Genomic DNA, 25,532 nt, shown 5'->3' with positions numbered 1-25,532 from the left:
CCTTCAGTTGCGACTTGTTCTACAGAACGTAGAACCCCCTTCTTCTACCGATCGTAGAACAACGCCGGTGGACTTTTCTACAGCTCGTAGAATCTTTTTTCTACAAGTCGTAGAGACGCAGCGGAAAAACCGGTACTGTTAAGCTCCGTCGCTTGGCCATCCTTGGTTTGGCCTCGCAGAACGACCTGCCCGGAGTGATCCCCCGGCCCTGGACCGAAGAACGAAAGAAGACTGACATGGCGACTCTCGGAGAACTTGAGCGGGCGATGATGGATCTCCTCTGGGAATCCAGCGAAGCCCTGACCGCCAATGAGCTGCGCGAGCGGCTGGCCCAGAACGACGCAGGACGCGCCCAGGCGAAGGGGCTTGCGGTAACCACCGTGCTGACCGTCCTCTCACGCCTGGAGAAGAAGGCCCTGGTCGCCCGCGAACGCGACATCCGCCCGCACCGCTACCGGGCGGTCACGACCCGTGCCGAACACACAGCCGAACTCATGCACGAGGTCCTCGGTTCCGCCAATGACCGCGAAGCCGTCCTGGCCCGATTCGTCGGCTCCGTCTCGGCTACGGAAGCACAGACCCTGCGCCGGCTGCTGGAAGGCGCCTAGTCCGCGGGCAGGCGCTCCATGTTCTGGGCGTCCTATTTGCTGGCGGCGCTGGCCTTCGTCCTGGCCTGGCCGGTTCCCGTGATCCTTTCCCGGGCCAAATGGCCCTCGCGTTCGCCGTTTTCAGCCATGGTGCTGTGGCAGGCCATCGCCCTTGCCGGCGGACTGTCCATGATCGGTGCAATGCTTACCTGGGGCCTTGAGCCCATCGGGGAAAACCTGGCCCAGGGGCTTCAATCGCTCTGGGGCATCCTCATTCAGAGACGCCCTGCGGAAACCCTGGGACTGGTCCACGTCTTCGCGATTAGTGCAGCCATCCTGCTTTCCGTCCACCTGGTTTTCACCCTGTTGCTGACCTATTACCGGATCCTCAGCGGCCGCCGCCGGCACCGGGACATGCTGAACCTGCTCAGTTCGCCGTCGCTCGACGCCCCGGCCACCCTGGTGATCCCCTATCCCTCACCGGTCGCCTACTGCCTCCCGGGTGGAGGACAGTCCGTAACCGTGCTCTCTGACGGCCTGATGGACATTCTGTCCGAAGCTGAACTCACTGCGGTGATGACGCATGAGAAGGCGCACCTCAGCCAGCATCACCATCTGCTCCTGTGGGCTTTTGCTGCCTGGCGTTCAGCTCTCCCCTGGCTTCCCACGTCACAGCTGGCCCAGCGGTCGGTGAACGAACTGATCGAAATGCTGGCCGACGACGAAGCGCTGAAGAAGGTGGACCGCCAGACCCTGGTCCGCGCCGTCGCGATCGTCGCCTCAGGGTCAGGGGCAGAAACTGCGGCCAGCCTGCCCGGTCCCACCGGCACCGCGGCGGTGACCGGCGGGGTGGACGGCCAGGAAGACGTCATCGCCGGACGGCTCTCCCGGCTGCTGACTCCGCAGCCTCCGCTCCCCCGCTGGATGCGGGCGGTGATCCAGGCCAGCGCTGTCCTGCTGCTGGCCGTACCCACAGTGCTCCTCTTCGCGCCCGGCCTCATCCATTAGGCGGCAGCTGCCGGGCACGCTCCGGGCTAGGCGTCGATACGGTCCCGGTCCAGCATCGCGGCACCGGCAATGATGAAGTCCTTGCGGGGCGCTACGTCACTGCCCATCAGCAGCTCGAACGTCGCTTCGTCGACGTGGTCCATGGTGCGGTCTGCTTCGGCAGCCTCGCTGAGGCGGATCCGGCGCAGCGTCCGGTGCCGGGGATCCATGGTGGTCTCAGCCAGCTGGTCCGCATCCATCTCACCCAGGCCCTTATAGCGCTGGATCGGCTCCTTATAGCGCTTGCCTTCCTTCTCCAGCCGGGCCAGCAGCTGGTGCAGCTCCTTCTCGCTGTACGTGTAGACCATCTCATTGGCCTTTGAGCCGTGGTTAATGACCTCGACCCGATGCAGTGGAGGAACAGCCGCATAAACGCGTCCCGCCTCGACCAGGGGACGCATGTAGCGGAAGAAGAGGGTGAGCAGCAGTGTCCGGATGTGGGCGCCGTCGACGTCGGCATCGGTCATGAAAATGACCTTGCCGTAGCGGGCCGCCTCCAGCTGGAAGCTGCGTCCGGACCCTGCCCCAACTACCTGGATCAGCGCAGCACACTCGGCGTTGGAGAGCATGTCGGACACCGAGGCCTTCTGCACGTTCAGGATCTTGCCGCGGATGGGCAGCAGCGCCTGGTAATCCGAGGACCTGGCCATCTTGGCCGTGCCAAGGGCTGAATCGCCCTCGACGATAAACAGTTCGGAACGCTCGGCATCGTCAATGCGGCAGTCGGCCAGCTTCACGGGCATCGATGACGTCTCGAGTGCGTTCTTCCGGCGCTGGGTCTCCTTGTGCACCCGCGCGGAGATCCGCGACTTCATCTCGGAAACGACCTTTTCCAGCAGCAGCGCGGTCTGGGCCTTGTCTGCCCGGGCGGTGGAATTCAGCCGGGCAGAGATTTCCTTCTCGACGACCTTTGCCACGATGGCGCGCACAGCGGACGTGCCGAGGATTTCCTTGGTCTGGCCCTCGAACTGGGGCTCGGCCAGCCGCACCGTCAGCACGGCGGTCAGGCCGGCGAAGACGTCGTCCTTCTCGATTTTGTCGTTGCCGGCCTTGAGCTTGCGGGCGTTGGCTTCTATGACCTTGCGGAAGGTCTTCAGCAGCGCCTGCTCGAAGCCGGCCTGGTGCGTTCCGCCCTTGGGCGTGGCGATGATGTTCACGAAGCTGCGGGTGGTGGTCTCGTAGCCGATTCCCCACCGCACCGCGATGTCCACTTCACACTCGCGCTCGACCTCTGCAATCTGGCTGTGGCCGCGTTCGTCCAGGACAGGGACGGACTCCTTGAACTTCCCGGAACCGTGCAGCCGCCAGATGTCAGTCACCGGCGCATCAGCGGCGAGGAACTCCACGAACTCGGAGATGCCGCCGTCGTGGTGGAAAACCTCTTCGACCGGGCCGTTTTCGCCGGGGGTGCCGGGAAGTCGGCGTTCATCCCGCAGGGTGATCCTCAGCCCCGGCACCAGGAAGGACGTCTGGCGGGCACGGGCCTCCAGCTCGGTGTAGGAGAACTTCGCGTCCGGCGTGAAGATCTGCCGGTCAGCCCAGTAGCGGATCCGGGTTCCTGTCACGCCGCGCTTGGCCTTGCCCACTACCTCAAGCTTTGAGCTGTCCAGGAACGGAGTGAACTTTGCATCGGGCGAAGGCTTGGAACCGGTGTCGGCGAAGATTCCGGGTTCACCGCGCCGGAAGGTCATCTGGTAGGTCTTGCCCGCGCGGTCCACCTGGACGTCCAGGCGTGAGGAGAGAGCGTTGACGACAGAGGCACCGACACCGTGCAGGCCGCCCGAGGCTGCATAGGAACCGCCGCCGAATTTACCGCCTGCGTGCAGCTTGGTGAAGACAACCTCGACGCCGGAGAGACCGGTCTTGGGTTCGATGTCGACCGGAATGCCGCGGCCGTCGTCATGGATCTCCACGGAGTTGTCTGCGTGCAGGATGATCCGGATGCTCTGGCCGTATCCGGCGAGGGCTTCGTCGACGGAGTTGTCGATGATCTCCCACAGGCAGTGCATCAGGCCACGGGAGTCGGTGGAGCCGATGTACATGCCGGGACGCTTGCGGACCGCCTCGAGTCCCTCCAGCACGGAGAGATGGCGGGCGTTGTACTCAGTATCCAGGGGGACCACGTTTGCTGAACTCCTAGGGCCGGGGAAGGGCCTGTTTTGCGTTGGCCGGCCAGATGGCCGGGCAGCCGGCAAGAAACCGGCCTCCTACTAGGTTAATGCCCCCGCACCCCCGGAACGGTCAGCGACTCAGCAGCGCCGTTCCTCTGCCGTCCGCTCCACGGCGCTCCGGGCAGTCCCAGCTCATTGGTACGCGCAGAGCGAAAGACACGCCCAGTTGGAAAGGTCCGCAGCACAAAAGTGGTTATATGGGATATCAACACCCCTTAGGAGGCACTCATGACAGCAGCAGTTGCTACCCGTCATCTCAACACACTGGACCGCTGTGACCGCTGCGGTGCCCAGGCGTACGTCCGGGCCGTACTCGAAACCTCCGGTGGGGAATTGCTTTTCTGCGCTCATCACGCCCGGGCGGTAGAGGCCAATCTCCGGCCCCTGACTTCCGAGTGGCAGGACGAGAGTGCACGTCTGCACCAGAAGGCCGGTTCTCCCGAGGACTGATCTTTCGGACCAGCTGTCCATAGGACGCAAAGAGGGCCCGTCCCGGCGGGAAGGGCCCTCTTTCTGTATTCGGCCGGTTTCGCCCATTCTTCACCCGCACGGCTTCTGCATCCGCCTGGCCCGGACCGGCCAGCTGGGAACGCGGACGGTAGACGGACCAAAGAAGGAGTGCCCCGCATGGCGGGGCACTCCTTCTTTTTGCACGCTGTGCTTCTGAGGTCTTAGTCCAGGTAATCCCGCAGGACCTGCGACCGCGACGGGTGGCGCAGCTTGGACATGGTCTTTGACTCGATCTGGCGGATCCGCTCGCGGGTCACGCCGTAGACCTTGCCGATTTCGTCCAGGGTCTTGGGCTGTCCGTCGGTGAGGCCGAACCGCATGGCGACGACGCCGGCTTCACGCTCGGAAAGGGTGTCCAAAACCGAGTGCAGCTGCTCCTGCAGGAGCGTGAAGCTCACAGCATCGGCGGGGACCACGGCTTCGGAGTCTTCGATCAGGTCGCCGAACTCCGAATCGCCGTCCTCACCCAGCGGGGTGTGCAGCGAAATGGGTTCGCGGCCGTACTTCTGGACCTCGACGACCTTCTCCGGCGTCATATCGAGTTCAAGTGCCAGTTCTTCCGGAGCCGGTTCACGGCCCAGGTCCTGCAGCATCTGGCGCTGGACACGGGCCAGCTTGTTGATGACTTCGACCATGTGCACAGGAATACGGATGGTGCGCGCCTGGTCCGCCATGGCACGGGTAATTGCCTGGCGGATCCACCAGGTGGCGTAGGTGGAGAACTTGAAGCCCTTGGTGTAGTCGAACTTCTCCACAGCCCGGATCAGGCCCAGGTTGCCTTCCTGGATCAGGTCCAGGAAGAGCATGCCGCGGCCGGTGTAGCGCTTGGCCAGGGAGACCACCAGGCGGAGGTTGGCCTCCAGCAGGTGGTTCTTGGCCCGCTTGCCGTCGTGGATGATCTGCTGCAGGTCGCGCTTGAGCTTGGGATCCATGTCAGGATCGGCCGCGATCTTCTCTTCGGCGTAGAGTCCCGCTTCGATGCGCAGGGCCAGATCGACTTCCTGCTCAGCGTTCAGCAGGGCAACCTTGCCAATCTGCTTCAGGTAATCCTTGACGGGGTCGGCAGTCGCACCTGCCGACACGACCTGCTGAGCGGGGGCGTCATCGTCGTCGGCGTCCGAGTAGACGAATCCGGATCCGGTGGGCGCGGCGTCCGGGGCATCGGCTTCGACAACTTCGACGTCAACATCGGTGGGCTCTGCGTCCGAGTCTTCGCTGGTTACTTCAGCTTCTTCAGCCGGAGCTTCCTTCTTCGCCTTGGCCTTGGCCGGGGCCTTGCGTGCGGCCGGCTTGCGCGCGGGTTTAGCGGCCGTCTTGGTCGCTGCGGCCGCGGCCGCCTCAGTAACTTCGGGGGCGGCAGTCACGGTGTCAGTCTCTTTGACAGCAGTTGTCTTTCTCGCGGACACAGAAAACCTTTCAATACGGCGGGCTGCGGCGCCACCATCGGGGCAACACCACTATGACCCTGTCAAGTCCGTGCTAAACCAAATGGCCGGCACGCGGCGTGCTTCTTTTCGAAACGCACCGCATACGGTTCCTATTCCCTCCGCTGTGAACGGAAAGTGTGGAACGACACTTGATACACGAACCCAACCGGGTCTCGGTTCCCATTGTCGCATGTTTTCACGCCGCGGCCAGCACCGAACGCGCAGGGCCGGCAGGCCGGCCGGCTTTGGGCTAGCCGGAGGAAGGCCCCCGCCAGGCTGTCTTCGGGGACTGCGTCCAGACCGGCAGGTCTCCGCGGATAAGCAGCGCCCGAAGCAACTGCGCCAGGCGGTACCCCGGCTGTGCCCGCAGGGCTGCGGAAAGGCAGACGTCTGCGCGTGAGCTCCTCCCCCGCGCCCATTCGAGCCATCCCAAAAGTGTCAGCAGGGCCGCAGCTGGTTCCCCATCTGCATCAGCCAGGAGGGAATGGAACAGCAGGTAAGCGCGGTCAAGCCGATCCCAGTCAGGAGCTTCCCGGCTGCGCCCAATGAGCACAGACCGAAAAACGTGCCCCGCGTCCGGAGTGCCGCTCAGCCCGTTCGGATCCGGACTATCCGGTCCGGCCCCGGCCGGCGCAAGCCAGTGGCGGGCTCCGTCAACCGCCGCGTTGAGCCCCAGGGCAGCCAGAACGAGGACGGCGTCCCGGACCGGCTTTGCTTCAAGGCTTGCGAGCAGCAGTCCGTCCCGGGCGGGACCGCCCGGGACGTAGAGCCGTTCTTCCCAGTGGGCCAGTGTTGCGCGGAAGGTGGCGGCCTGGGTCCATGACCCGGTGAAGCGCAGCCGGCTGGCCTCTTCGCTGCGGGCGGTTTCGGGGTTCCTCACGCCCGCACCGGCAAGCCCTACGGCAGCCTCCAGGGACGGCGAGTAGGCGCTCCCCCGGTAGACGAGTTCCGCGTTCAGCGCACTGCCATGGACCTGGTCCAGGGGATGACCCGGCCACGGACAGCACTGGGCCGAGCTGCAGAAATAGTCGCGCCAGTGCCCGTTGCCGGCCAGCCAACCGTCACGGACTTCCAACCCGGCGCCAGCCAGATCCTTACTCAGCCTCGCAATCAACGCTGCGTACGGCGCTTCTTCCTCCGGCTCCCAGGGAATGTCGGTGTAGACGAGGACGAGGACACCGTCTGCCTCTGCATCCCCGGCAAGAAGCGAGCAGACACGGGCACTGTAACCGGCAGCAAATCCGTGCCCTGCCGTCCCGGCAGACGCCTCCATGCCGCGCATTGTTCCGGCACTGGGCAGGTCGAGCCTCAGCGTGGCTCCCAGCCTTGGGCCTCTCAGCGCAAGGAGGACCAGCGATTCCTGCGGGACAAAACCCAGACAGTGCGGGACAAATGCGAGTATGTCTGCCGGCGACCCAACTTTCAGCACGGCGTTTTCGGCCTCGGCCGATGTTCCGTTGCGTGAGGGCCGTTGCTCGGCGAATTCATTCATGGGAGTACTGTTGCTGCACCGCTGAGTGGCGTCCCGCGAAGCCCTGGGCGTGGGGACGAGCGCGTGCTTGGCACAGCTCCGGCAGCCACCTGTGGAGGGCCGGTCCCTATTCCTCCGCCTCCCCCGGTGTGCCTTCCTGTCCGCTCCGGCGCTGGCTGCGGCGGCGCTGCCGTTCACGCGCCAAGGCTTCCCGCAAGGGCGGAAGATCCAGTCCCTCGCTGGCCATACGGGATCGGATGATGCGGCGGGTCCGGAAGATTCCGGCAATTCCGACCAGCATGACGGCGAACTGGACGGCCAGCGCGATGCGGAAGGACCCCAGCTCGTATAGGTTGCCGTTGGAGAATCCCCCGGCGTAGAGCAGGTCCAGGACCAGGCCTATCAGGTACATCGAGACCAGGGAGGCAGCGAATCCGCCGATGTTGACGATCCCCGTTGCCGTTCCCAGCCGGCTGGCCGGATTGAAGGTCCGGGCGAAGTCGAACCCGATCATGGATCCCGGCCCGCCGATGGCCAGCACTGAAACCAGGAGCAGCAGCAGCCAGATGGGTGCCGGACCGGGCCAGAGCATCACTGTCAGCCAGGCCGTTGCCATGGCGCCGGCGATCAGCAGCACCATGGTGGACCGGCGCAGCGGATGCCTGCCGACCCATGCGCCCAGCCAGGGACCGCACAGGATTGCCACCGTCACGAAGAACGTCATCAGGAAGGACGCCGTAGGCGCGGAGACCTGTTCACCGCTGACGAGGTAGGGGTAACCCCACATCAGCACGAACACGGTGCCGGGGAACTGGATGGTGAAGTGCGTCCACAGTCCCAGACGCGTTCCAGGCTGCCGCCAGGCCGCGGCGAGGCTGGACTCCGGGCCCCGCTCTGCGGCTGTGGAGGGGCGGTAGCCACTGGGCTGGTTGCGGATCAGGGCAAAAGCGAGGACCAGCGCCAGCACGGAAAGGGCCGCTGCACCGGTAAAAGCGGTGTTCCAGCCGAGGTTTCGGAGCAGGAAGGCGAACGGGATGGCGCTGGCAATCTGGCCAAGCTGTCCAATAATGCCCGTCCACTGGGTCAGCACGGGGACCCGTGCCGGCGGGAACCAGGCGGGAAGCAGCCTGAGTACGGAAATGAAGGTCAGGGCGTCGCCCGCACCCACCAGGGAGCGTCCGGCGATTCCTGCCCCGACGGAGTCGGCAACCGCCAGCTGGAACTGGCCGGCGCACATCAGGGCTGCACCGCCGGTAATCAGCAGGCGTGGCCCGAAGCGGTCCACCAGCATGCCCACCGGGATCTGCAGACCGGCGTAGACCAGCAGCTGGACGACGGTAAAGACGGAGAGGACCGAAGCCGTTGCCTCGAAACGGTCAGTCGCTTCGACGCCGGCAACGCCGAAAGCAGTCCGCTGGGTGACGGCCACCATGTAGGCGAAGACACCGGCACCCCAGACAAGCCACGCCCCGCGGTGCTTCATGCCCGGCACCGGTCAGCGGTACCGGTCCCGCTACTCTGCGGCGGGACCGCGCCTGCCGGTATCCGGTCCGGACTCGTCACCGGAGCCGGGAAGCGGTGTGGGGCCATTCGGTTCAACAGTGTCCTCGTCCTCCGGCTGCAGTTTTTCTGTCCCCGCGGCATCCTGGCTGCCGAGTCCTTCAAGCAGGGCCTCCGTCTCATCTTCTGCCCGTGGGCTGGCAAGATAGGCCTCGACTGCTGCCCCGAGCTCCTCGGCGTCGGGCAGCTCATCGTTGTCCTTCACCAGAAGCGACCGGCGGGACGTGCTGCCGGTGTACTCGTCGTAGCGGCTCTCCAGTGTGGCAACAACACCCCGGACCTCGGCCGATGCTTCGATCTGTTCGGCGATTTGCTTCTCCACTTCACGGCCGGCCTCGCGCAGCCGGTCGGTGGGCAGCACCAGATTAGCCGCCGCACCGAGGTATTCCAGTGCCGCTACAGCGGCGGGCGGGAACTCCGCGTCGGAAAGATAGTGGGGAACGTGCACCACGTGGCCTACGACGTCGACTCCGGCCTCCGTCAGCCGCAGTTCCAGAAGATGCCCCACGGCAGCCTGGATCTGCGCCGTCGGCTTCCAGGAGCTGATTCCCTCAATCAGGTCCGGCCGGTTTCCGTGGGCCGTGACGCCAACCGGGCGCGTGTGCGGAACAGGCATGGGAATGGAGTGCATCCAAGCCACGAGCGATACGTCGAGGGACTTCACGAGGGAAAGCACGGCCGCTGTGAAACGTTCCCACTGGAAATCGGGCTCAAAGCCGGTCAGGAAGAGGAACGGCTCGCCCAGCCCGTCATGGAAACGGTGCAGTTCAATCCGGGGTGCCTCGTAGCCGCTGAAGTGGTCTTCGACGAACGTCAGCGACGGCCGGCGCGACCGGTAATCAATGAGCTGGTCAGCGTCGAACGTGGCCACGAGGTCATGGTCCAGGCTTTCAAACAGTTCGTCGCGCACCTGGGAGACGACGTGCCCGGCTTCCCCGAAGCCGGTGAACCCCGCAATCATCTTCAGCCCGCGCACGTCATCGGAGGCCGCCAGTTCCGGGTTCAGGTTAAACAGGGTCAGTGGATCAAGCATGTTCTTACCTTCCTGCAACTCGTCCCGTTGGTCGGCGGGGTGCACTGCCGGGACAGCGCTGTGTTGTCAATCCTTACTCAAGCGTAAACGCAGGCACGGACCCATTTCATTCCGCAGACACGGAGGGTGGCGGCGGGCAGCGGGGCTAAGAGACTACGATCGGTAAAGCAACGCAGCAGCAAACACACCACAGAAGAGGATGAAGCTTCGTGAGCAAAGCCAGTGAGCCGGACCTGCAGGTACTTTCCCGGGATGTGCGCAAAGTTGCGGCACAGGCCCTGGTCGTTGGAGTCGGGCAGACTCCGGACGGCCCTGTGCTCGTTGACAGCCCCTTCTCACCAAAGACTTCCTCGGCGGTTGCCGGCTCCTTCGGGCTGCTGGGCGTGACCGGCGCCGCCGACCAGGTGGTGCGGCTGCCCGGCCTGCCTGAACTCGACGCCGAGATGCTGGTCCTGGCAGGACTGGGACAGGTGTCCGCCGGTGAACCGCTGAGCACCGAGGCTCTGCGGCGAACGGCAGGTTCCGCTGTGCGCCAGCTCGCCGGCACGGCCACTGTTGCCCTGGCACTGCCCGCGGCCACCGTGGCCGACGCAGCGGCCGTTGCGGAAGGCGCCCTGCTGGGCGCCTACAGCTTCACGGAACACCGCAGCTCCCACGCATCCAAAACGCCCGCGCCGGTCTCCTCGATTACTGTCGTAACCGCCGCTGCGGCTGAGCCCGCACTGAAGCCGGCCCTGGAACGCGCCCGTGTCCTGGGCCGCGCCGTCAACAGCACGCGTTCACTGGTCAACCAGCCACCCAGCCACCTGTACCCGGAAACCTTCGCCGCCGCCGCCCGTGAGGCCGCGCGCACCCTTCCGGTCAAGGTCACGGTATGGGACGAAAAGAAGCTTGAACGCGAAGGTTTCGGCGGCATCCTCGGCGTCGGAAAGGGCTCTTCCCGCCCGCCCCGCCTGGTCAAGCTCGAATACTCCCCCGCCCGGGCCAAGGCGAAGCTGGCCCTGGTCGGCAAGGGCATCACCTTTGATTCCGGTGGACTGTCACTGAAGCCCGCTGCTGGCATGCAGGCCATGAAATCGGACATGGGCGGTGCCGCCGTCGTGCTTAACGCCCTCCTGGCCATTGCCGAACTCGGCCTTCCGGTGAAGGTGACCTCATGGCTCTGCCTCGCCGAAAACATGCCCTCCGGCACTGCCCAGCGCCCGTCCGACGTGATGACCACCTACGGCGGCCGCACGGTTGAAGTCCTGAACACCGATGCTGAAGGCCGGCTCGTCATGGCGGACGGCCTGGCCGTGGCCAGCGAGGAGTCCCCGGACGTGCTCATCGACGTCGCCACGCTGACCGGGGCCCAGATGGTCGCCCTGGGCAACAGGGTTTCCGCGGTGATGGGAGAGGACGGCGTCCGCGATGCCGTCAAGGCTGCCGCAGACCGCGCCGGCGAACTCTTCTGGCCCATGCCGCTGCCTGAGGAACTGCGGGCCAGCCTGGACTCGGCTACCGCCGACATCGCAAACATCGGCGAACGCTTCGGCGGCATGATGACGGCGGCAGTCTTTCTTCGCGAATTCGTCGGGGAAGTCGACGGCGTCAAGATTCCGTGGGCACACCTGGACATTGCCGGCCCCGCGTTCAACGAGGGCAAGCCGTACGGTTACACGCCAAAGGAAGGAACGGGCGTGGCAGTACGCACCCTCGTTTCCTACGCCGAGGACGTACTTGCCCGCACGGCATAGCACTGCCCCATATTCTGCGTGCAACTTCGGGGGCAGTTTTTGCACGTGTTTCTCATTACATTCGTCCGGCGCCATCCTGCTCCGAGTGGATGCAGGCAAACGCTGACGATAGTGTGAGACCTGATCACTACCGCCCAAATCACTCAACCGACGCGTCCTGCGCGTCATACACCGATTACGCGAGGGAGCGTCCACGTGGCCGATACGGCAACTGCGCAAGAGTTCGACATCCTGATTCTCGGCGGAGGCAGCGGCGGGTACGCCGCCGCCCTTCGTTCCGTGGAACTGGGTTTTTCCGTTGGCCTGATTGAGAAGGCGAAGCTGGGCGGCACCTGCCTGCACAACGGCTGCATCCCCACCAAAGCGCTCCTGCACTCGGCCGAAATCGCAGAAAACGCCAAGACGGCAGCGAAGTACGGCATCAACGCCACGTTCGACTCGGTCGACATGGACGCCGTCAACTCCTACAAGGACAACATCATTGCGGGCAAGTTCCGCGGCCTGCAGGGCCTGATCAAGTCCAAGGGCATCACCGTCATCGAGGGTGAGGGCCGTCTCACCAGTGAGAAGACCATCGAGGTCAACGGCGAGACCTACACCGGTTCCAACATCATCCTGGCTACCGGCTCCTACTCCCGCTCCCTTCCCGGACTGGAAATCGGCGGACGCGTCATCACCTCGGACCAGGCGCTGACCCTGGACTACGTTCCCAAGAGCGCGGTCATCCTCGGCGGCGGCGTCATCGGCGTCGAGTTCGCTTCGGTCTGGAACTCCTTCGGCGTGGACGTCACGATCGTTGAGGGCCTGCCTTCGCTGGTTCCCAACGAAGATGCGGCCATCATCAAGAACCTTGAGCGCGCTTACAAGAAGCGCGGCATCAAGTTCAGCACCGGCATCTTCTTCGAGAAGGTAGAGCAGAATGACGACGGCGTCGTCGTCACCCTGGCGGACGGCAAGACCTTCGAGGCCGAGCTGCTGCTCGTCGCCGTCGGCCGCGGTCCGGTCACGGCCAACCTCGGCTACGAAGAAGCGGGCCTGACCATGGACCGCGGCTTCGTTATCACCAACGAGCGCCTGCACACCGGTGTTGGCAACGTCTACGCCGTGGGCGACATCGTCCCCGGCCTGCAGCTGGCCCACCGGGGCTTCCAGCAGGGCATCTTCGTCGCCGAGGAAATCGCCGGCCTGAAGCCGGTAGTCGTCGAGGACGTCAACATCCCGAAGGTCACCTACTGCGAACCGGAAATCGCCTCTGTGGGCCTGACCGAAGCCAAGGCCAAGGAAAAGCTCGGTGCCGAGAATGTCCAGGTCCAGGAATACAACCTGGCCGGCAACGGCAAGACCTCCATCCTGGGCAGCTCCGGGCTGATCAAGATGGTGCGCGAGAAGGACGGCCCCATCATCGGTGTCCACATGATCGGCGGCCGCATCGGCGAGCAGATCGGCGAAGCACAGCTGATCGTGAACTGGGAAGCCTACCCGGAGGACCTCGCGGGCCTGCTCCACGCACACCCCACACAGAACGAAGCCATCGGTGAGGCCGCTATGGCCCTCGCCGGCAAGCCGCTGCACGGCTAAGGCACATCCCGGTGAATTTTCCTGGTGCACCCGGCAGCCTGGCCGCCGGGTGCACTAGGCTTCAAACCAACCAGCACCAGCGGTACGGCTGGTCAAAGAACTAACAAGGAGAAACGGGGACAATATGTCTGAAACCGTGAACTTACCGGCCCTTGGTGAGAGCGTCACCGAAGGCACCGTTACCCGCTGGCTGAAGCAGGTGGGCGATACCGTCGCCGTCGACGAACCCCTGCTGGAGGTGTCCACCGACAAGGTCGACACTGAAATCCCGTCTCCCGTGGCCGGCGTGATCGAGGAAATCCTCGTCGCCGAAGACGAGACCGCGGAGGTCGGGGAAGCCCTCGTCCGCATCGGTGACGGCTCCGGCGCATCTTCCGGCTCTTCCGACGCACCGGCTGCCGCGGAGGAAGCCCCTGCTCAGGAAGAAGAACCTGCGCAGGAAGCCCCGGCTGAAGAGGCACCTGCCGAGGAAGCTGCACCTGCACAGGATTCCGGCTCGGCTGATTCCGGCTCCGGTGACAGCACCGACGTCACGCTGCCCGCCCTGGGCGAAAGCGTCACGGAAGGCACCGTGACCCGCTGGCTGAAGTCGGTAGGCGACGAGGTTGCCGTGGACGAACCCCTGCTGGAGGTCTCCACCGACAAGGTCGACACTGAGATCCCGTCCCCGGTTGCAGGCAAGCTGCTCGAGATCAAGGTCAACGAGGACGAGACGGCCGAGGTCGGCTCCGTCCTGGCCGTCATCGGCTCGGGGTCCGCCGCTCCGGCCAAGGCCGAGCCCAAGGAAGCGGAACCGGTTGCAGCTGCTCCTTCGACTGAGCGCGACGCGCCCGTCGCCGAACCGAAGAAGGAAGAAGCTCCCAAGCAGGAGGCTCCGAAGCAGGAAGCTCCGAAGCAGGAAGCTCCCAAGCAGGAAGCTCCCAAGGCTGAGGAGCCTGCCTCCGAGGGAACCTACGTCACGCCGCTGGTCCGCAAGCTGGCTAACGAACACGGCGTTGACCTCTCCACGGTGAAGGGCACCGGCGTAGCAGGCCGCATCCGCAAGCAGGATGTGCTCGCCGCGGCTGAGTCCAAGAAAGCCGAGACTCCTGCAGCCCCGGCTGCTTCCTCCGAGAAGGCCGCACCGGCCAAGATCAGCGAGGAAAGCGCCAAGCTGCGGGGCACCACGGTCAAGGCACCGCGGATCCGCCAGACGATTGCACGCCGCATGGTGGAGTCCCTGGAATCGTCGGCCCAGCTGACTCAGGTCCACGAAGTCGACATGACGCGCATCGCAGCCCTCCGCCAGCAGGCCAAGGCAGGCTTCAAGGAGCAGAACGGTGCGAACCTCACGTTCCTGCCGTTCATCGCCAAGGCTGTCGTCGAGGCGTTGAAGCAGCACCCGAAGCTCAACGCGTCGTACGACTCCGAGAGCCAGGAAATCACGTACCACGACGCCGAGCACCTGGCGATCGCGGTGGACACCGAAAAGGGCCTGCTGGTTCCCGTCATCAATGACGCCGGCGACCTGAACATCGCCGGCCTGGCCAAGCGCATTGCCGACGTCGGTGCCCGGACCCGCAGCGGGAAGATCGGCCCGGACGAACTGTCCGGCGGTACCTTCACGATCACCAACATCGGCAGCGTCGGAGCGCTCTTCGACACGCCGATCATCAACCAGCCCCAGGTCGGAATCCTGGGCACGGGCGCCATCGTGAAGCGCGCAGTGGTACGCACCGATGAGGACGGCAATGACACCATCGCCATCCGTTCGATGATGTACCTCTCCCTCACCTACGATCACCGACTGGTGGACGGCGCCGACGCCGGCCGATTCCTGCAGACGCTGCGGGCACGGTTGGAAGAAGGCAACTTCGAGGCCGATCTGGGCCTCTAGCTCCAGATTCGGGGGGGGCGCCCCCGCGGGGGCGCCCACCGTCGTTTAAGCCATCTGGCCTGCGATTTTCTACTCGTTGTAGAATAGTTACCGTTTAATTGTTATCCACTGACATAGTGTCGGTAACATCGAAGGCATGGACTTCCTTCATAGCTTCCTCGTTTTCCTCCACATCCTTGGCGCAGGCCTGATCGTCGGCATCTGGGCCGCCAGGATCAAGAACCCGACCGTCATGCCCGGCCAGTTCCACGCGGCACTGCTGCAGCTGGTCACCGGCCTCCTGCTGGTCGGCATGAATGAGATGGGCGACGGCGACGTTAACCACCTGAAGGTCGGCATCAAGCTTGCCATTACCCTGGCTATTGCCGTCATGGCGTTCATTGGCCAGCGCAAGTACAAGAAGGACCAGCCCGTCCCGGGCGGCCTGGCCAACGGCGTCGGCATCCTGACCGTTGTGAACGTCGCCCTCGCCACCATGTGGTAACAACAGGTTTCCCTGCTTGAACCCGCAGTTTTCCGGTACCTCTCCTCGACCTGTCGAGGGGAGGTACTTTTTTGTCTGCTCTCCAGGCCCGCCCAGGACCAGTCCAGGGGTCTGGTCCTGGCCCGACCGACCTGCAAGGATGGGCCGCAGCCGGGGACACCGGCACCGGCCCACCCCCTCGAAGGAGCACTCATGGCTACTGTCCGCTCAGCCCATACCGTCTGGAACGGGGACCTCTTCCATGGAAGAGGGGAAGTCACGCTCGACTCCTCCCATCTCGGTACGTTCGATGTCACCTGGAAGGCGCGCGCTGAGGACGCCGACGGGCGCACCAGTCCGGAAGAACTGATTGCCGCGGCCCATTCCGCCTGCTTCTCCATGGCCTTCAGCAACGCACTGGCCGAGGCCGGCAAGACCGCTGAACGCATCCATGCTTCCGCCGAGGTCACCTTCGTTCCCGGAACCGGGATCACGGGCAGCCACCTTACGGTTTCCGCCGCTGTCCCCGGCCTGACAGCGGAGGAATTCACGGACATCGCAGAATCTGCCAAGACCGGGTGCCCCGTCTCGCAGGCCCTGGCCGGCATCAGCATCACCATGGACGCGTCGCTGGAGGCCTAGTCCAACACTCTCCCGGCCGCAGCCCAAGACGAAAAGGACCTCTTCCGCCCGGGAGAGGTCCTTGAGGGTTTTGGTGGCCACCGGGCGCGCGTAGTCTCGCTAGCAAGCGAGCTTGGCGGCGAGCCAAGGGAGCGGTTTCGAGACAGCCGCAACTGTGTTCTGAAGGTGAAGACATGAACCTCACGCCCAAAGAAATCGACAAACTCTATGTGTACCAAGTGGCCGATCTGGCCCGCAAACGACGCGACCGGGGAACCAAACTCAACGTCAGCGAGGCCACAGCCCTGATCTGCGAGGCCATCCTTGAAGGTGCCCGGGACGGCCGGACCGTGGCAGAGGTGATGGAACTCGGCAAAACCATCGTCTCTGAGAGCCAATGCATGGACGGCGTCCGTGAGCGGCTGCCCCTGCTGCAGATCGAAGCGACCTTCGTCGACGGCAGCAAGCTCGTCTCCTGCCACGATCCCATCGGGGTGTGAGTTGACGCAGCGCCCGGAGCCGGGCGCGGCGGTGGTGCTGGTCGGAGGACACGAGAGCGGGAACGGCGTGGATCTTTCCTTCGTGCCGGACCTGATGCCAGGTGTCTTCGTCAGCCCGGCCGGCCGGCCCCTCCACAATCTGCTCACGCAGCTCCTCGCCCCGGACAGGGACGTTTCCGCTTCCGGCCCCCAGCCCGTAGCAGTGCTTCCGATGACGTTTGGCCGCAACCCCACTCTCATTGCCGACACGGCGAAGACACTTCGCTGGCTCGCAGCGGCAGCCGGCACCGGAGGCCCTGCGCCGCAGCTGGCACTGTCCGATCCGTTCGGAACCCCCGACCATCTCACGGCCTGGCTGCGAACTGCCGCCACCGAAGTGCGGCGGCGGGACCCGGGCGCCGCAGTGCTGATCACCGCCGATGCCGCCAATCCCTTCGACGACGCCGACCTCTACCGCATCTCCCACCTGGTCCGCACGCATGGAGCAGGCATTCCCGTTGAGGCGGCGGCGGTCGGCAGCGTCGAAGCGCTTCAGGAGGCTGTTCAGCGGCTCCGGCTGCTCGGCAGCACCCACACCTACGTGGTTCCGGCCGGTTTCCGCCGGGCGCCAACCGTGTACTCGGATCCGGTGCCTTACGGCACCGGAGATTTTTCCGGCGTCGAGTTTTACGGCCCGCTCATGAGCGAAAAGGCGGTGCTCAGAATCATTGGTGAGCGTGTCCGCGACACCCTGCACGCCCTGAGCCACGGCCGGACCGGAGTGGAAGCGGGCCTCCAGGCCGACCACGGCCACGGTTACGCCCACTCGCACGCCTTTGAGGAGTCGGGCGGGCACTCCCATCCGCATGGCTCCGGGATGGCTGCCGGCCATCCGCACAGCCATCCCGCCCCGGTCGGTTGGAATTGACCGGGCCCCCGCCGCACAACCACTTGCAGCGCCCTGCGCGCTAGGGAAGGACACATCATGATGGGCAGCCCCACCTACGACCACAAGCAAGAGGACATTGAGATCAACGCAGGCCGGCCAAGCGTCACCCTGCTGGTCAGCAATACGGGAGACCGTGCCGTGCAGATCGGCTCCCACTTCCACTTTTTCGAAACCAACAAGGCCCTGCTGTTCGAACGCGAACTCGCATACGGCATGCACCTGGACCTGCCTGCAGGCACCGGAGTGCGTATTGAGGCCGGCGACACCCGGGAGGTGACCCTCACCGCCTATGCCGGCGGCCGGCGAGTAATCGGTTTCAACAACCTCGTCGACGGAGGGCTCGACGCCGCTGACACCAAGATCCGTGCCATGGCACGGATGAGGGAACTCGGGTTCCAGGACGGCAAGCCGAGCGCCAAACCCACTGCGAACAACCAGGGCGGCACGGCGAAGGCCGGCTCCGCAAACGAGGGGAAGAAGTGATGGCGAAAATTTCGCGTAAACAGTACACAGACCTCTTCGGTCCAACCACCGGCGACCGGGTCCGCCTGGCCGACACCAATCTGGTGATCGAGATCGAGAAGGACTTCAACGAGGGCCACTACGGTGACGAAGTTGTCTACGGCGGCGGCAAGACCGCCCGCGACGGCATGGCCGCCGACCCCCAGGCGACTTCCGCTGAAGGAGTCCTGGATCTGGTCATCACCAACGCCATCATCCTGGACCCCATTCTCGGCGTCGTTAAAGGCGACATCGGCATTCGCGACGGCAAGATCGCCGGGGTCGGCAAGTCCGGGAACCCGCACACCCAAAGCGGCGTCGATCCCCGTCTTGTCGTTGGACCGGGCACCGAACTGCTGGCCGGCGAACACTTCATTGCCACTGCCGGCGGCATCGACTCCCACGTGCACTACATCTCCCCCGAGCAGGCCCTGGCTGCCCTGTCCAACGGCATCACCACCCTTTTTGGAGGCGGAACGGGGCCGACCGACGGCACCAACGGCGTCACCACTACTCCCGGTGTATGGAACCTCGGCAGGATGCTCCAGTCAATCGAGGGCATGCCGGTCAATATGGGCGTACTCGGCAAGGGGAACGGATCGCTGCCGGAAGCCCTGATCGAGCAGATCGAGGGCGGCGCCGCGGGCCTCAAGGTCCACGAAGACTTCGGTGCAACGCCCGCTGCCCTGAGCATGGCGCTCACCGTGGCGGACGATTACGATATCCAGATCTCGGTGCACACCGACAGCCTCAACGAGGCCGGTTACGTGGAAAACACGCTCGACGCGATCGACGGCCGTACCATCCACACCTTCCACACCGAGGGCGCCGGCGGCGGGCACGCACCGGACATCATCAAGGTGGCAGGCCACCCCAACGTGCTCCCCTCATCCACCAACCCGACCCTGCCCTACACCGCCAACTCGGTGGACGAGCTCCTCGACATGGTGATGGTCTGCCACCACCTCTCCCACGACATCCCCGAAGACGTGGCCTTCGCCGACTCCCGTGTACGGGCCGAGACGATCTCGGCCGAGACCGTTTTCCACGACGAAGGCATCATCTCGATGGTGTCCTCCGATTCCCAGGCCATGGGGCGGATCGGTGAGTCCTTTATGCGGACCTTCCAGATCGCCCATCACTGCAAGGACCAGCGCGGCAAGCTGCCGGAGGACAGCCCGGACAACGACAACTTCCGGGTGCTGCGCTACCTGGCGAAGATCACCATCAACCCAGCCATTACCCAGGGTGTGTCTGACTACATCGGTTCGCTGGAAGCCGGGAAGATGGCGGACATCGTCCTCTGGCCGATCCAGTCCTTTGCGGCCAAGCCGCGGCTGATCGTCAAGGGCGGGCTGATCAACTGGGCGCTGATGGGAGATCCGAACGCATCCCTGCCCACCCCGCAGCCGGTGTTCTACCGTCCCATGTTCGGCGCGCAGGGCCGGGCTCTGCAGAGCACCCGGGCCACCTTCATGTCCCAGGCAGCCATCGACAAGGGGGTGCCGGAACAACTCGGGCTGGAGAGCCAGGTCTTCCCGGTACACCGCTGCCGCGGCATCGGCAAGGAACACATGGTCCGCAACAATGCCACGCCTGACATCACGGTGGACCCGGAGACCTACGACGTGACGTACAACGGCACACTGGCCTCCATATCTCCGGCACAGTCCCTGCCGCTGACCCAGCTGTTCTTCCTGGCTTAGGGGCGGCGCATGTCGGATATCCCCCAACTGCTCACCAGCCTGCAGTTCGCAGATTCTGCCTTCCCCAGCGGCTTCTACACGATGTCGCACGGACTGGAAGGCTACAGCCAGGCACGGCTCGTCTCGCGCAGCGACGTGCAGCCGCTGCTGGCCGGGCTGCTGCTGCACTCGGTCGGACCGGGGGACGCAACTGCTCTCGCCGCAGCTCACCGCGCAGCGTCCGACGGCGACGTGGAACTGGTGCAGGAAATCGACCAGCTCCTCTTCGCTTCCAAGCTGAACGCGGAAATGCGCAAGGCATCCGTGCGCAGCGGGCACCAGCTGATCGACCTGGGTGCCGAGCTGATGGACTGGCCGCTGCTGGCCCGCTACGGCGAACGGGTGCGCAGCCGGGCCACGCCGGGCTGCCAGCCGGTCGTGACGGCAGTGATGTATGCGGCTGCCGGGGTCCAGACCCGGCAGGCCGTGGCATCGGACCTGTTCGCCTTTTCGGCCAGCTTCGTCGGTGCCGCGCTCCGGCTGCGGCTGACGGACCACCGTCATGCCCAGGCTGTCCTCCTGGAAACGGCCGGCGTGATCGAGCAGGCGACCGACGCCGCCCTGGAACGGGACCTGGCCGACCTCGGCGGCTGCGCACCGATGGCAGATGTTATGTCCGCGCGGCATGAGAAAGCGGAGGCACGGCTCTTCGCCAGCTAGGACGGCAACACGAAGCGCGCACCGGGCGGATGCGCGGCCACCAGAGACGGAACGTACTTTTTGGAAAGAGGAAGATATGAGCGAGAACGTGCTGAGGATCGGAATCGGCGGACCCGTAGGCAGCGGCAAAACTGCACTGACGGAGGCCCTCGTTCCCCGGCTCATCGCGGCCGGACGGACCCCCGGCGTCATCACCAACGACATCTATACGCAAGAGGATGCCCACCACGTCCGCCGGGAACTGGACGGCATCCTTGACCCCGAGCGGGTAGTCGGGGTGGAGACCGGTTCCTGCCCGCATACGGCAGTACGTGATGACCCGACCATGAATCTGGCTGCCGGTGCGGAGATGCTGGACCGGTTTCCCGAGATCGACACCCTCATCTACGAGTCGGGCGGAGACAATCTGACCCTCACCTTTTCACCGGCCCTGGCGGACGTCTTCGTGTTTGTGCTGGACACTGCGGAAGGTGAGAAGATGCCCCGCAAGCGGGGTCCGGGAATCACCGACAGTGACATTCTGGTGATCAACAAGATCGACATTGCACAGTACGTGCGCACGAACCTTGAGGTGATGGAAAGCGATGCCCACCGGGTGCGTGAAGGCAGACCGGTAGTGCTGACGAACTCCCTCACAGGACATGGGGTGGACGAACTCCATCAGCAGATCATGTCGCAGTGGAACGGCGCCAAGACCGAGCTCATCGGATGACGGTCAATGCTGCGGATCCGCGAAGCGCTTCACCGGTTCCGCTGAGTTCCGATCCCCCGCCGCCCGAACCACGGACCGGAGGGCGGTCGCCGAGCACCGGCGGCTACCGGCTCGAACCGTCGTACTACGAGCCGCTCCGGGTTCCGGAGGAAGTCCTGCGGCATGCCGGCGCGCCGACCGGCCTGCCCGTCGGCAGTCCGGGAAAAGTGGGCGTCCTGCAGCTTGGCTTCGACCGCAACCGCGGCCGCACCGAGCTGGTGCAGCATTACCAGAAGTCACCGCTGCAGATCATGAAGCCGCTGTACTTCAACCTGCTGCGCCCCGACCTGCCCTACACCTACCTCATGTCGTCAGGCGGAGGCATCCTCCAGGGCGACCGCCAGCGCACCGACCTGCGTTTCGGTCCCGGAACATCAGCGCACGTCACCACCCAGGCGCATACCCGCGTGTACCGCATGGACCACGGCTATGCCACTGCGCTCATGAACGTCGACGCCGGTGAAGACGCCTATGTGGAGTATCTGCCCGACCCCGTTGTGCCCTTTGCCGATTCACGCTTCTACCAGCAGACTTCGGTGGTGCTCGATGAGTCGGCGACACTGCTGCTGGGTGAAACCGTGTACGCCGGCCGGCTCGCCCGCGGTGAGCGTCATGCCTACGACGTGTACGCCTCCGATCTCGAGGTGCGGCGCCCGGACGGCAGGCTGGTGGCCCTGGACCGGGTACGGCTCTGCCCCAAGGACGGTACGGGCGCGGGCGAAGCGGGAGGGGTCAATGGGCTCGGCGTACTCGCCGGCCACGACGTGCTGGCAATGCTCTACGTCTTCACTCCCCTGGTTCCGGCGGCGCAGCTGGCCGAGACTGTGGGCCAGGCGGTCAGTGAAAGCGGCGGTGACCTGATCTTCGGAGTCAGTACGCTGCCTGGTGACGCAGGCGTCTGGATGCGGCTGGTGGGCAACGACACCGTGGCTGTGGCGGCAGCGAACACGGCCGCGGCAGCTGCCGTGCATGAGCTGCTGACCGGGAACCGGGCACCTGTGATTCGGAAAATCTAGGAAAGTTGCGACCGTGCGCAAACACTCGAACGTGCTGGCGGAAGCCGCACCGCAGCAGCGCTCGTACCGGGCGCAGGTGACTCTGGCCTTCCTTCCGGTCATCGCACTTCACGTCGCGGGCTTCGGTCTCTTCTTCTTCCTGGTGGAGCCGCTGCACCTGCAGCTGGGTTCATCCGTCTTTGGGGTGGGCCTTGCCCTGGTGGCCTACGTGCTCGGCGTACGGCATGCCTTCGACGCCGACCACATCGCGGCCATCGACAACACCACCCGCAAGCTGGTCGACCTGCGCCGCCCGGCCGCCGGCGTCGGCCTGTTCTTCTCCCTGGGGCACTCCACCATCGTCTTCCTGATGGCCGCCCTGCTGGCGCTGGGCGTGAGCTGGGCAGTGGGACTGAGCGATGACGGCAACGGTGTACGCAGCGCCCTCGGCGTGTTCGGCACAGTTGTCTCCGGCGTCTTCCTCCTGGTGATCGGGCTCATCAACGCCGTCGCGTTCATGGGGATCCTCAAGGTCTGGCGGGCATCGCGCAACGGGGAACTCGACGAGCTGGAATTGGAGCGCCATCTGCAGGGCCGCGGCATGATTACCCGAGTCCTGCGGCCGCTGATGCGCACCATCGACCGGCCGGCAAAGATGTACCTTGTCGGGTTCCTGTTCGGGCTGGGATTCGACACCGCCAGCGAAATCGCGCTGCTGGTGCTGGCCGGAACAGGAGCGGCAACCGGGCTGCCGTGGTACGCCATTCTCTGCCTGCCGCTGATTTTCGCCGCCGGCATGAGCCTCTTCGACACACTCGACTCCGCGGCCATGGTACGTGCCTACGGCTGGGCGAGCATCAATGCCATCAGGAAGGTCTACTACAACCTCACCATCACCGGACTCTCGGTGATGATCGCCGTCATGATCGGGGGAATCGAGTTAGTCGGCCTGCTGAATGAGAAGCTCGGGCTGCGCGACCCGCTCACCGGTTGGGTAGCGAGCCTTGACCTGGAGAACCTGGGCTACATCATCGTGGGCACGCTCATTCTGGTCTGGCTCATCTCCACTGCCTACTGGAGGTTCGGCAAGGTGGAGGAGCGGTGGGCCATGCCGAACGGACGGGGCAGTCCCGGTCCAGCCTCGGCTGACAGGCCCCAGGGGAACTCGGCAGAGGAGGAAAGAGCATGAGCAACACCGGTGCGGCGGCGCAAAGTCCCGCCATCTCAGGCTCCGGCTGGCTGACTGGCTGGTGCCAGGGGCTCTCGCAGATCTTTTTCCAGAGCAACGTCCTCACAGCGCTGCTGATACTGGCCGCTTTTGCCGTCGCAGACTGGCGCATGGCCTTGCTGGTCCTCATCGGTGCCGCAGGGAACACAGTGACCGGCCGTCTGATCGGAGCTGATTCCTCCTCAGTCACGGCGGGCATGCAGGGTTTCTGCGGCGCCCTGGTCGGAGCAGCGACCTATGCGACTATCGGCGCCCCATGGGAGGCGTATCCAATCGCACTGGCCGGCGGCATACTCTGTGCCCCGGTCATCTGGCTGGTGAACGCACTGTTCACAAAGACGCCGCTGAGGATCTACGGGCTGCCCTCGACCACGGCTCCGTTCTGCATCGTGGCAACGATCATCCTGTTCAGCACGGAGCCGCTGCATGTGAGCGCGGCATCATCGGACACCATCGATTCGGCGCCGCTGGCCTTCGTCCGCTCGCTGCTGACGAACGTGTCCGAGGTAGTACTCATCAACAACGAATGGTCCGGAGCGCTCATTCTGCTGGGCCTGTTCGTGGCGAGCTGGAAGGTTGGCCTGGCCGGCCTGCTCGGCAGCGTGGTGGGGAGCCTGTGCGCCCTGGCTCTCGGTGAAGCCCTTACCGAAACGGCCAACGGCCTGGCCGGCTACTCCGGCGTGCTGACTGCAATCGCACTGGCCGTCGTGTTCCTGCGCAGCAGCGCTATCTCATGGGTGCTCGCGATCATTGGAACCGCCGTGACAGCGTTGGTCACCCTGCTGATGCACGACATAGCCGCGCCCACCTACACCTGGCCTTACATCCTCACCACCTGGGTGTTCCTGATAATCGCCCACTACATTCCCGCGGCTAAGCGTCCCTAGCGGCGGGTCGTCCGGCTGCATCCACGCAGATGGAAATCAGCTAGAGCGAAACACCGATCCAAAGGCCGGCCACGGCAGCGGCGACGGAGAGCAGAAGCATGACGATTCCGCTGATGAAAGACGCGCCGTAGCGGCCCTTTTTAATGAGCTGCACGGTCTCGTAGCTCGCCGTGCTGAAGGTCGTATAGCCGCCAAGGAATCCGGTACCGATGACGATGCTGACGTCGGTGGATACAAAGTGCTCGACGGTGAGGCCGGTAAGGAAACCAAGCACGAGGGAACCGGAGACGTTGATGATCGTCGTCGCCCAGGCGAACTGCGTCTTGGAGTGGGCACGGATAAACCCGTCCAGCATAAACCGAACAGTGGCGCCCACGCCGCCGGCCAGGGCCAGCAACAGGAAGATTCCGGGGGTCATGTCGCATCCTCCTGTTCATCCCTGCGCGGGCCAGGGGCACGGTTGTTGACGGCGGTCGCGATCGCGATGCCCGCCCAGGTGGCGCAGGCGCCCACAATCACCGTGGCCAGCGCGTAAATCACTGCGGATCCTGGGAGCCCGTCGCGGAAAAGCACGGCGGTGTCGGTAGCCAGTGAGCTGTAGGTGGTGAAGCCGCCGCAGAACCCGGTGCCCAGCAGGAGCTTGAGGTTCGCGCCGGTCGGACGGGCCTTGTCCAGGCGGGTGACGGCCTCGTAAAGGTAGCCGAGCAGGAAGGCACCGATCACGTTGATGATCGGGATCGCAATCGGGACTTCGCCGAGGTTCGGGATGACGAGCGACAGGCCCTCGCGGCTTGCTGCGCCGGCGGCGCCGCCAAGGGCAACCAGTCCGATCGGTCCCCAGCGCAGGTACGCCGCGCGGGTGCCGCTCATTGTGCTCTCCGAACGACGTCTCCGGGGATGGCCGGCCTGCGCCACGGAACGCTCGAATCAGCGAGAATCCCAGCAGGATCGGAGGCCAGACCGGAGTCGAATTTGACTTCGCGCTCGTCGGCGAAATCAGGATCCAGCGGAGGGCTGTCCATGGAGCCGTCTGGAGATTCGCCCGTGCCGAGGCGACCAGGGTTTACGTGCGCGCAAATCAGCTCGGTTTGAAACCGTTCGGCGAAGCGGGCAGCCTGCAAAACCACACGCGGCGCCTGGCCGGGAGCAACGCCGACGACGGCCGGGTGTTCCTGGCGGGAATCCGGGGAAGTGCCCATCGTCTGAGATTACCCCTGCGGCCATTCCCTATCTACGCCGGGCCGCCCGTCCGGGGGG

At 64.9% G+C, this 25,532-nt stretch carries 23 protein-coding genes and 2 pseudogenes; 17 read left to right on the top strand and 8 right to left on the bottom strand.

Annotation, left to right across the window (positions count from 1 at the left end; all coding sequences use genetic code 11):
• The first annotated feature begins 236 nt into the window (after positions 1–236).
• Complete coding sequence (locus tag TVB01_RS03960; protein ID WP_227897188.1) at positions 237–608, top strand: BlaI/MecI/CopY family transcriptional regulator; 372 nt, start codon at positions 237–239, stop codon at positions 606–608.
• Between the two features lie 18 nt (positions 609–626).
• Complete coding sequence (locus TVB01_RS03955; protein ID WP_422454288.1) at positions 627–1,595, top strand: M56 family metallopeptidase; 969 nt, start codon at positions 627–629, stop codon at positions 1,593–1,595.
• Between the two features lie 26 nt (positions 1,596–1,621).
• Here TVB01_RS03955 and TVB01_RS03950 read toward each other — a convergent pair whose 3' ends face one another.
• On the bottom strand, positions 1,622–3,757 hold the full coding sequence (locus tag TVB01_RS03950) for a DNA gyrase/topoisomerase IV subunit B (RefSeq protein ID WP_422454287.1): 2,136 nt from the start codon (positions 3,755–3,757) through the stop codon (positions 1,622–1,624).
• A 276-nt stretch (positions 3,758–4,033) separates the two neighbouring features.
• Between TVB01_RS03950 and TVB01_RS03945 the strand changes: the two genes are divergently transcribed.
• The gene (locus tag TVB01_RS03945; RefSeq protein WP_422454285.1) at positions 4,034–4,255 is read left to right on the top strand and encodes a DUF7455 domain-containing protein; all 222 of its coding nucleotides are present in this window, start codon (positions 4,034–4,036) and stop codon (positions 4,253–4,255) included.
• Positions 4,256–4,476: 221 nt separating this feature from the next.
• On the opposite strand, the gene TVB01_RS03940 is transcribed toward TVB01_RS03945, so the two are convergent.
• The 4 genes and pseudogenes from TVB01_RS03940 to TVB01_RS03925 form a co-directional block, all read right to left on the bottom strand.
• A complete protein-coding gene (locus TVB01_RS03940; protein WP_422454283.1) occupies positions 4,477–5,721 on the bottom strand; it encodes an RNA polymerase sigma factor in 1,245 nt (414 codons plus the stop codon).
• 271 nt (positions 5,722–5,992) lie between these two features.
• On the bottom strand, positions 5,993–7,234 hold the full coding sequence (locus TVB01_RS03935; protein WP_422454282.1) for a DUF4192 domain-containing protein: 1,242 nt from the start codon (positions 7,232–7,234) through the stop codon (positions 5,993–5,995).
• 106 nt (positions 7,235–7,340) lie between these two features.
• A complete protein-coding gene (locus tag TVB01_RS03930) occupies positions 7,341–8,696 on the bottom strand; it encodes an MFS transporter (protein ID WP_422454281.1) in 1,356 nt (451 codons plus the stop codon).
• Positions 8,697–8,912: 216 nt separating this feature from the next.
• Positions 8,913–9,806, bottom strand: a pseudogene (locus tag TVB01_RS03925) (proteasome assembly chaperone family protein); the annotation flags it as partial.
• Positions 9,807–10,015: 209 nt separating this feature from the next.
• On the opposite strand from TVB01_RS03925, the gene TVB01_RS03920 reads away from it, so the two are divergent.
• From TVB01_RS03920 to TVB01_RS03855, 14 genes and pseudogenes are all read left to right on the top strand, one after another.
• Complete coding sequence (locus TVB01_RS03920; RefSeq protein ID WP_422454279.1) at positions 10,016–11,542, top strand: leucyl aminopeptidase; 1,527 nt, start codon at positions 10,016–10,018, stop codon at positions 11,540–11,542.
• Between the two features lie 195 nt (positions 11,543–11,737).
• Positions 11,738–13,120, top strand: a complete 1,383-nt coding sequence (gene lpdA / locus TVB01_RS03915) for a dihydrolipoyl dehydrogenase (RefSeq protein ID WP_227897087.1) — start codon at positions 11,738–11,740, stop codon at positions 13,118–13,120.
• Between the two features lie 124 nt (positions 13,121–13,244).
• Positions 13,245–14,996: a 2-oxoglutarate dehydrogenase, E2 component, dihydrolipoamide succinyltransferase gene (gene sucB / locus TVB01_RS03910; RefSeq protein WP_422454278.1), complete on the top strand. Its 1,752-nt coding sequence runs from the start codon at positions 13,245–13,247 to the stop codon at positions 14,994–14,996.
• A 136-nt stretch (positions 14,997–15,132) separates the two neighbouring features.
• Positions 15,133–15,480, top strand: a complete 348-nt coding sequence (locus TVB01_RS03905) for a hypothetical protein (protein WP_422454276.1) — start codon at positions 15,133–15,135, stop codon at positions 15,478–15,480.
• 192 nt (positions 15,481–15,672) lie between these two features.
• The gene (locus TVB01_RS03900; RefSeq protein ID WP_422454274.1) at positions 15,673–16,101 is read left to right on the top strand and encodes an OsmC family protein; all 429 of its coding nucleotides are present in this window, start codon (positions 15,673–15,675) and stop codon (positions 16,099–16,101) included.
• 173 nt (positions 16,102–16,274) lie between these two features.
• Complete coding sequence (locus TVB01_RS03895) at positions 16,275–16,580, top strand: urease subunit gamma (RefSeq protein ID WP_227897094.1); 306 nt, start codon at positions 16,275–16,277, stop codon at positions 16,578–16,580.
• A gap of 1 nt (position 16,581) precedes the next feature.
• A complete protein-coding gene (locus TVB01_RS03890) occupies positions 16,582–17,487 on the top strand; it encodes a hypothetical protein (protein WP_422454272.1) in 906 nt (301 codons plus the stop codon).
• A 60-nt stretch (positions 17,488–17,547) separates the two neighbouring features.
• Positions 17,548–17,853 (top strand): annotated as a pseudogene (locus TVB01_RS03885) (urease subunit beta); the annotation flags it as partial.
• A gap of 137 nt (positions 17,854–17,990) precedes the next feature.
• Positions 17,991–19,715, top strand: a complete 1,725-nt coding sequence (gene ureC / locus TVB01_RS03880; RefSeq protein WP_422454270.1) for an urease subunit alpha — start codon at positions 17,991–17,993, stop codon at positions 19,713–19,715.
• 9 nt (positions 19,716–19,724) lie between these two features.
• Positions 19,725–20,414: an urease accessory protein UreF gene (locus tag TVB01_RS03875; protein WP_422454268.1), complete on the top strand. Its 690-nt coding sequence runs from the start codon at positions 19,725–19,727 to the stop codon at positions 20,412–20,414.
• 76 nt (positions 20,415–20,490) lie between these two features.
• Positions 20,491–21,126 carry an urease accessory protein UreG gene (gene ureG, locus TVB01_RS03870; protein WP_422454266.1) on the top strand — a complete coding sequence of 212 codons (636 nt, stop codon included), beginning with the start codon at positions 20,491–20,493 and terminating at the stop codon, positions 21,124–21,126.
• Positions 21,123–22,181, top strand: a complete 1,059-nt coding sequence (locus TVB01_RS03865; RefSeq protein WP_422454265.1) for an urease accessory protein UreD — start codon at positions 21,123–21,125, stop codon at positions 22,179–22,181. The genes ureG and TVB01_RS03865 overlap by 4 nt, the downstream gene beginning before the upstream one ends.
• A 13-nt stretch (positions 22,182–22,194) precedes the next feature.
• A complete protein-coding gene (locus TVB01_RS03860; protein ID WP_422454263.1) occupies positions 22,195–23,349 on the top strand; it encodes a HoxN/HupN/NixA family nickel/cobalt transporter in 1,155 nt (384 codons plus the stop codon).
• Positions 23,346–24,275, top strand: coding sequence for an urea transporter (locus tag TVB01_RS03855; RefSeq protein ID WP_422454261.1), 930 nt, complete (start codon positions 23,346–23,348; stop codon positions 24,273–24,275). The genes TVB01_RS03860 and TVB01_RS03855 overlap by 4 nt, the downstream gene beginning before the upstream one ends.
• Before the next feature lie 40 nt (positions 24,276–24,315).
• On the opposite strand, the gene crcB is transcribed toward TVB01_RS03855, so the two are convergent.
• The 3 genes from crcB to TVB01_RS03840 are packed head-to-tail and all read right to left on the bottom strand — an operon-like array spanning position 24,316 to position 25,474.
• Positions 24,316–24,693: a fluoride efflux transporter CrcB gene (gene crcB, locus TVB01_RS03850; protein WP_422454260.1), complete on the bottom strand. Its 378-nt coding sequence runs from the start codon at positions 24,691–24,693 to the stop codon at positions 24,316–24,318.
• Positions 24,690–25,145 (bottom strand): fluoride efflux transporter FluC, encoded by a 456-nt coding sequence (locus TVB01_RS03845; RefSeq protein WP_152229148.1) that lies wholly within the window; start codon positions 25,143–25,145, stop codon positions 24,690–24,692. Before TVB01_RS03845 ends, crcB begins: the two co-directional genes overlap by 4 nt.
• Complete coding sequence (locus tag TVB01_RS03840) at positions 25,142–25,474, bottom strand: hypothetical protein (protein WP_422454257.1); 333 nt, start codon at positions 25,472–25,474, stop codon at positions 25,142–25,144. The genes TVB01_RS03845 and TVB01_RS03840 overlap by 4 nt, the downstream gene beginning before the upstream one ends.
• Between the last annotated feature and the right edge of the window lie 58 nt (positions 25,475–25,532).

The organism is Arthrobacter sp. 7Tela_A1 (genome assembly GCF_049311065.1).
GTDB lineage: Bacteria > Actinomycetota > Actinomycetes > Actinomycetales > Micrococcaceae > Arthrobacter_B.
The sequence above is the reverse complement of the archived record's forward strand: the minus strand, read 5'-3'. Positions and strand labels throughout refer to the sequence as shown.

Bases quoted from the DNA above. Each gene is read 5' to 3' on its own strand.
- TVB01_RS03905 (WP_422454276.1), top strand. From the start codon at position 15,133: ATGGACTTCCTTCATAGCTTCCTCGTTTTCCTCCACATCCTTGGCGCA.
- TVB01_RS03875 (WP_422454268.1), top strand. From the start codon at position 19,725: ATGTCGGATATCCCCCAACTGCTCACCAGCCTGCAGTTCGCAGATTCT.
- TVB01_RS03840 (WP_422454257.1), bottom strand. From the start codon at position 25,474: ATGGGCACTTCCCCGGATTCCCGCCAGGAACACCCGGCCGTCGTCGGC.
- TVB01_RS03930 (WP_422454281.1), bottom strand. From the start codon at position 8,696: ATGAAGCACCGCGGGGCGTGGCTTGTCTGGGGTGCCGGTGTCTTCGCC.
- TVB01_RS03855 (WP_422454261.1), top strand. From the start codon at position 23,346: ATGAGCAACACCGGTGCGGCGGCGCAAAGTCCCGCCATCTCAGGCTCC.
- TVB01_RS03945 (WP_422454285.1), top strand. From the start codon at position 4,034: ATGACAGCAGCAGTTGCTACCCGTCATCTCAACACACTGGACCGCTGT.
- TVB01_RS03955 (WP_422454288.1), top strand. From the start codon at position 627: ATGTTCTGGGCGTCCTATTTGCTGGCGGCGCTGGCCTTCGTCCTGGCC.
- ureG (WP_422454266.1), top strand. From the start codon at position 20,491: ATGAGCGAGAACGTGCTGAGGATCGGAATCGGCGGACCCGTAGGCAGC.
- TVB01_RS03935 (WP_422454282.1), bottom strand. From the start codon at position 7,234: ATGAATGAATTCGCCGAGCAACGGCCCTCACGCAACGGAACATCGGCC.
- crcB (WP_422454260.1), bottom strand. From the start codon at position 24,693: ATGACCCCCGGAATCTTCCTGTTGCTGGCCCTGGCCGGCGGCGTGGGC.
- TVB01_RS03845 (WP_152229148.1), bottom strand. From the start codon at position 25,145: ATGAGCGGCACCCGCGCGGCGTACCTGCGCTGGGGACCGATCGGACTG.
- TVB01_RS03960 (WP_227897188.1), top strand. From the start codon at position 237: ATGGCGACTCTCGGAGAACTTGAGCGGGCGATGATGGATCTCCTCTGG.
- TVB01_RS03865 (WP_422454265.1), top strand. From the start codon at position 21,123: ATGACGGTCAATGCTGCGGATCCGCGAAGCGCTTCACCGGTTCCGCTG.
- TVB01_RS03900 (WP_422454274.1), top strand. From the start codon at position 15,673: ATGGCTACTGTCCGCTCAGCCCATACCGTCTGGAACGGGGACCTCTTC.
- ureC (WP_422454270.1), top strand. From the start codon at position 17,991: ATGGCGAAAATTTCGCGTAAACAGTACACAGACCTCTTCGGTCCAACC.
- sucB (WP_422454278.1), top strand. From the start codon at position 13,245: ATGTCTGAAACCGTGAACTTACCGGCCCTTGGTGAGAGCGTCACCGAA.
- TVB01_RS03895 (WP_227897094.1), top strand. From the start codon at position 16,275: ATGAACCTCACGCCCAAAGAAATCGACAAACTCTATGTGTACCAAGTG.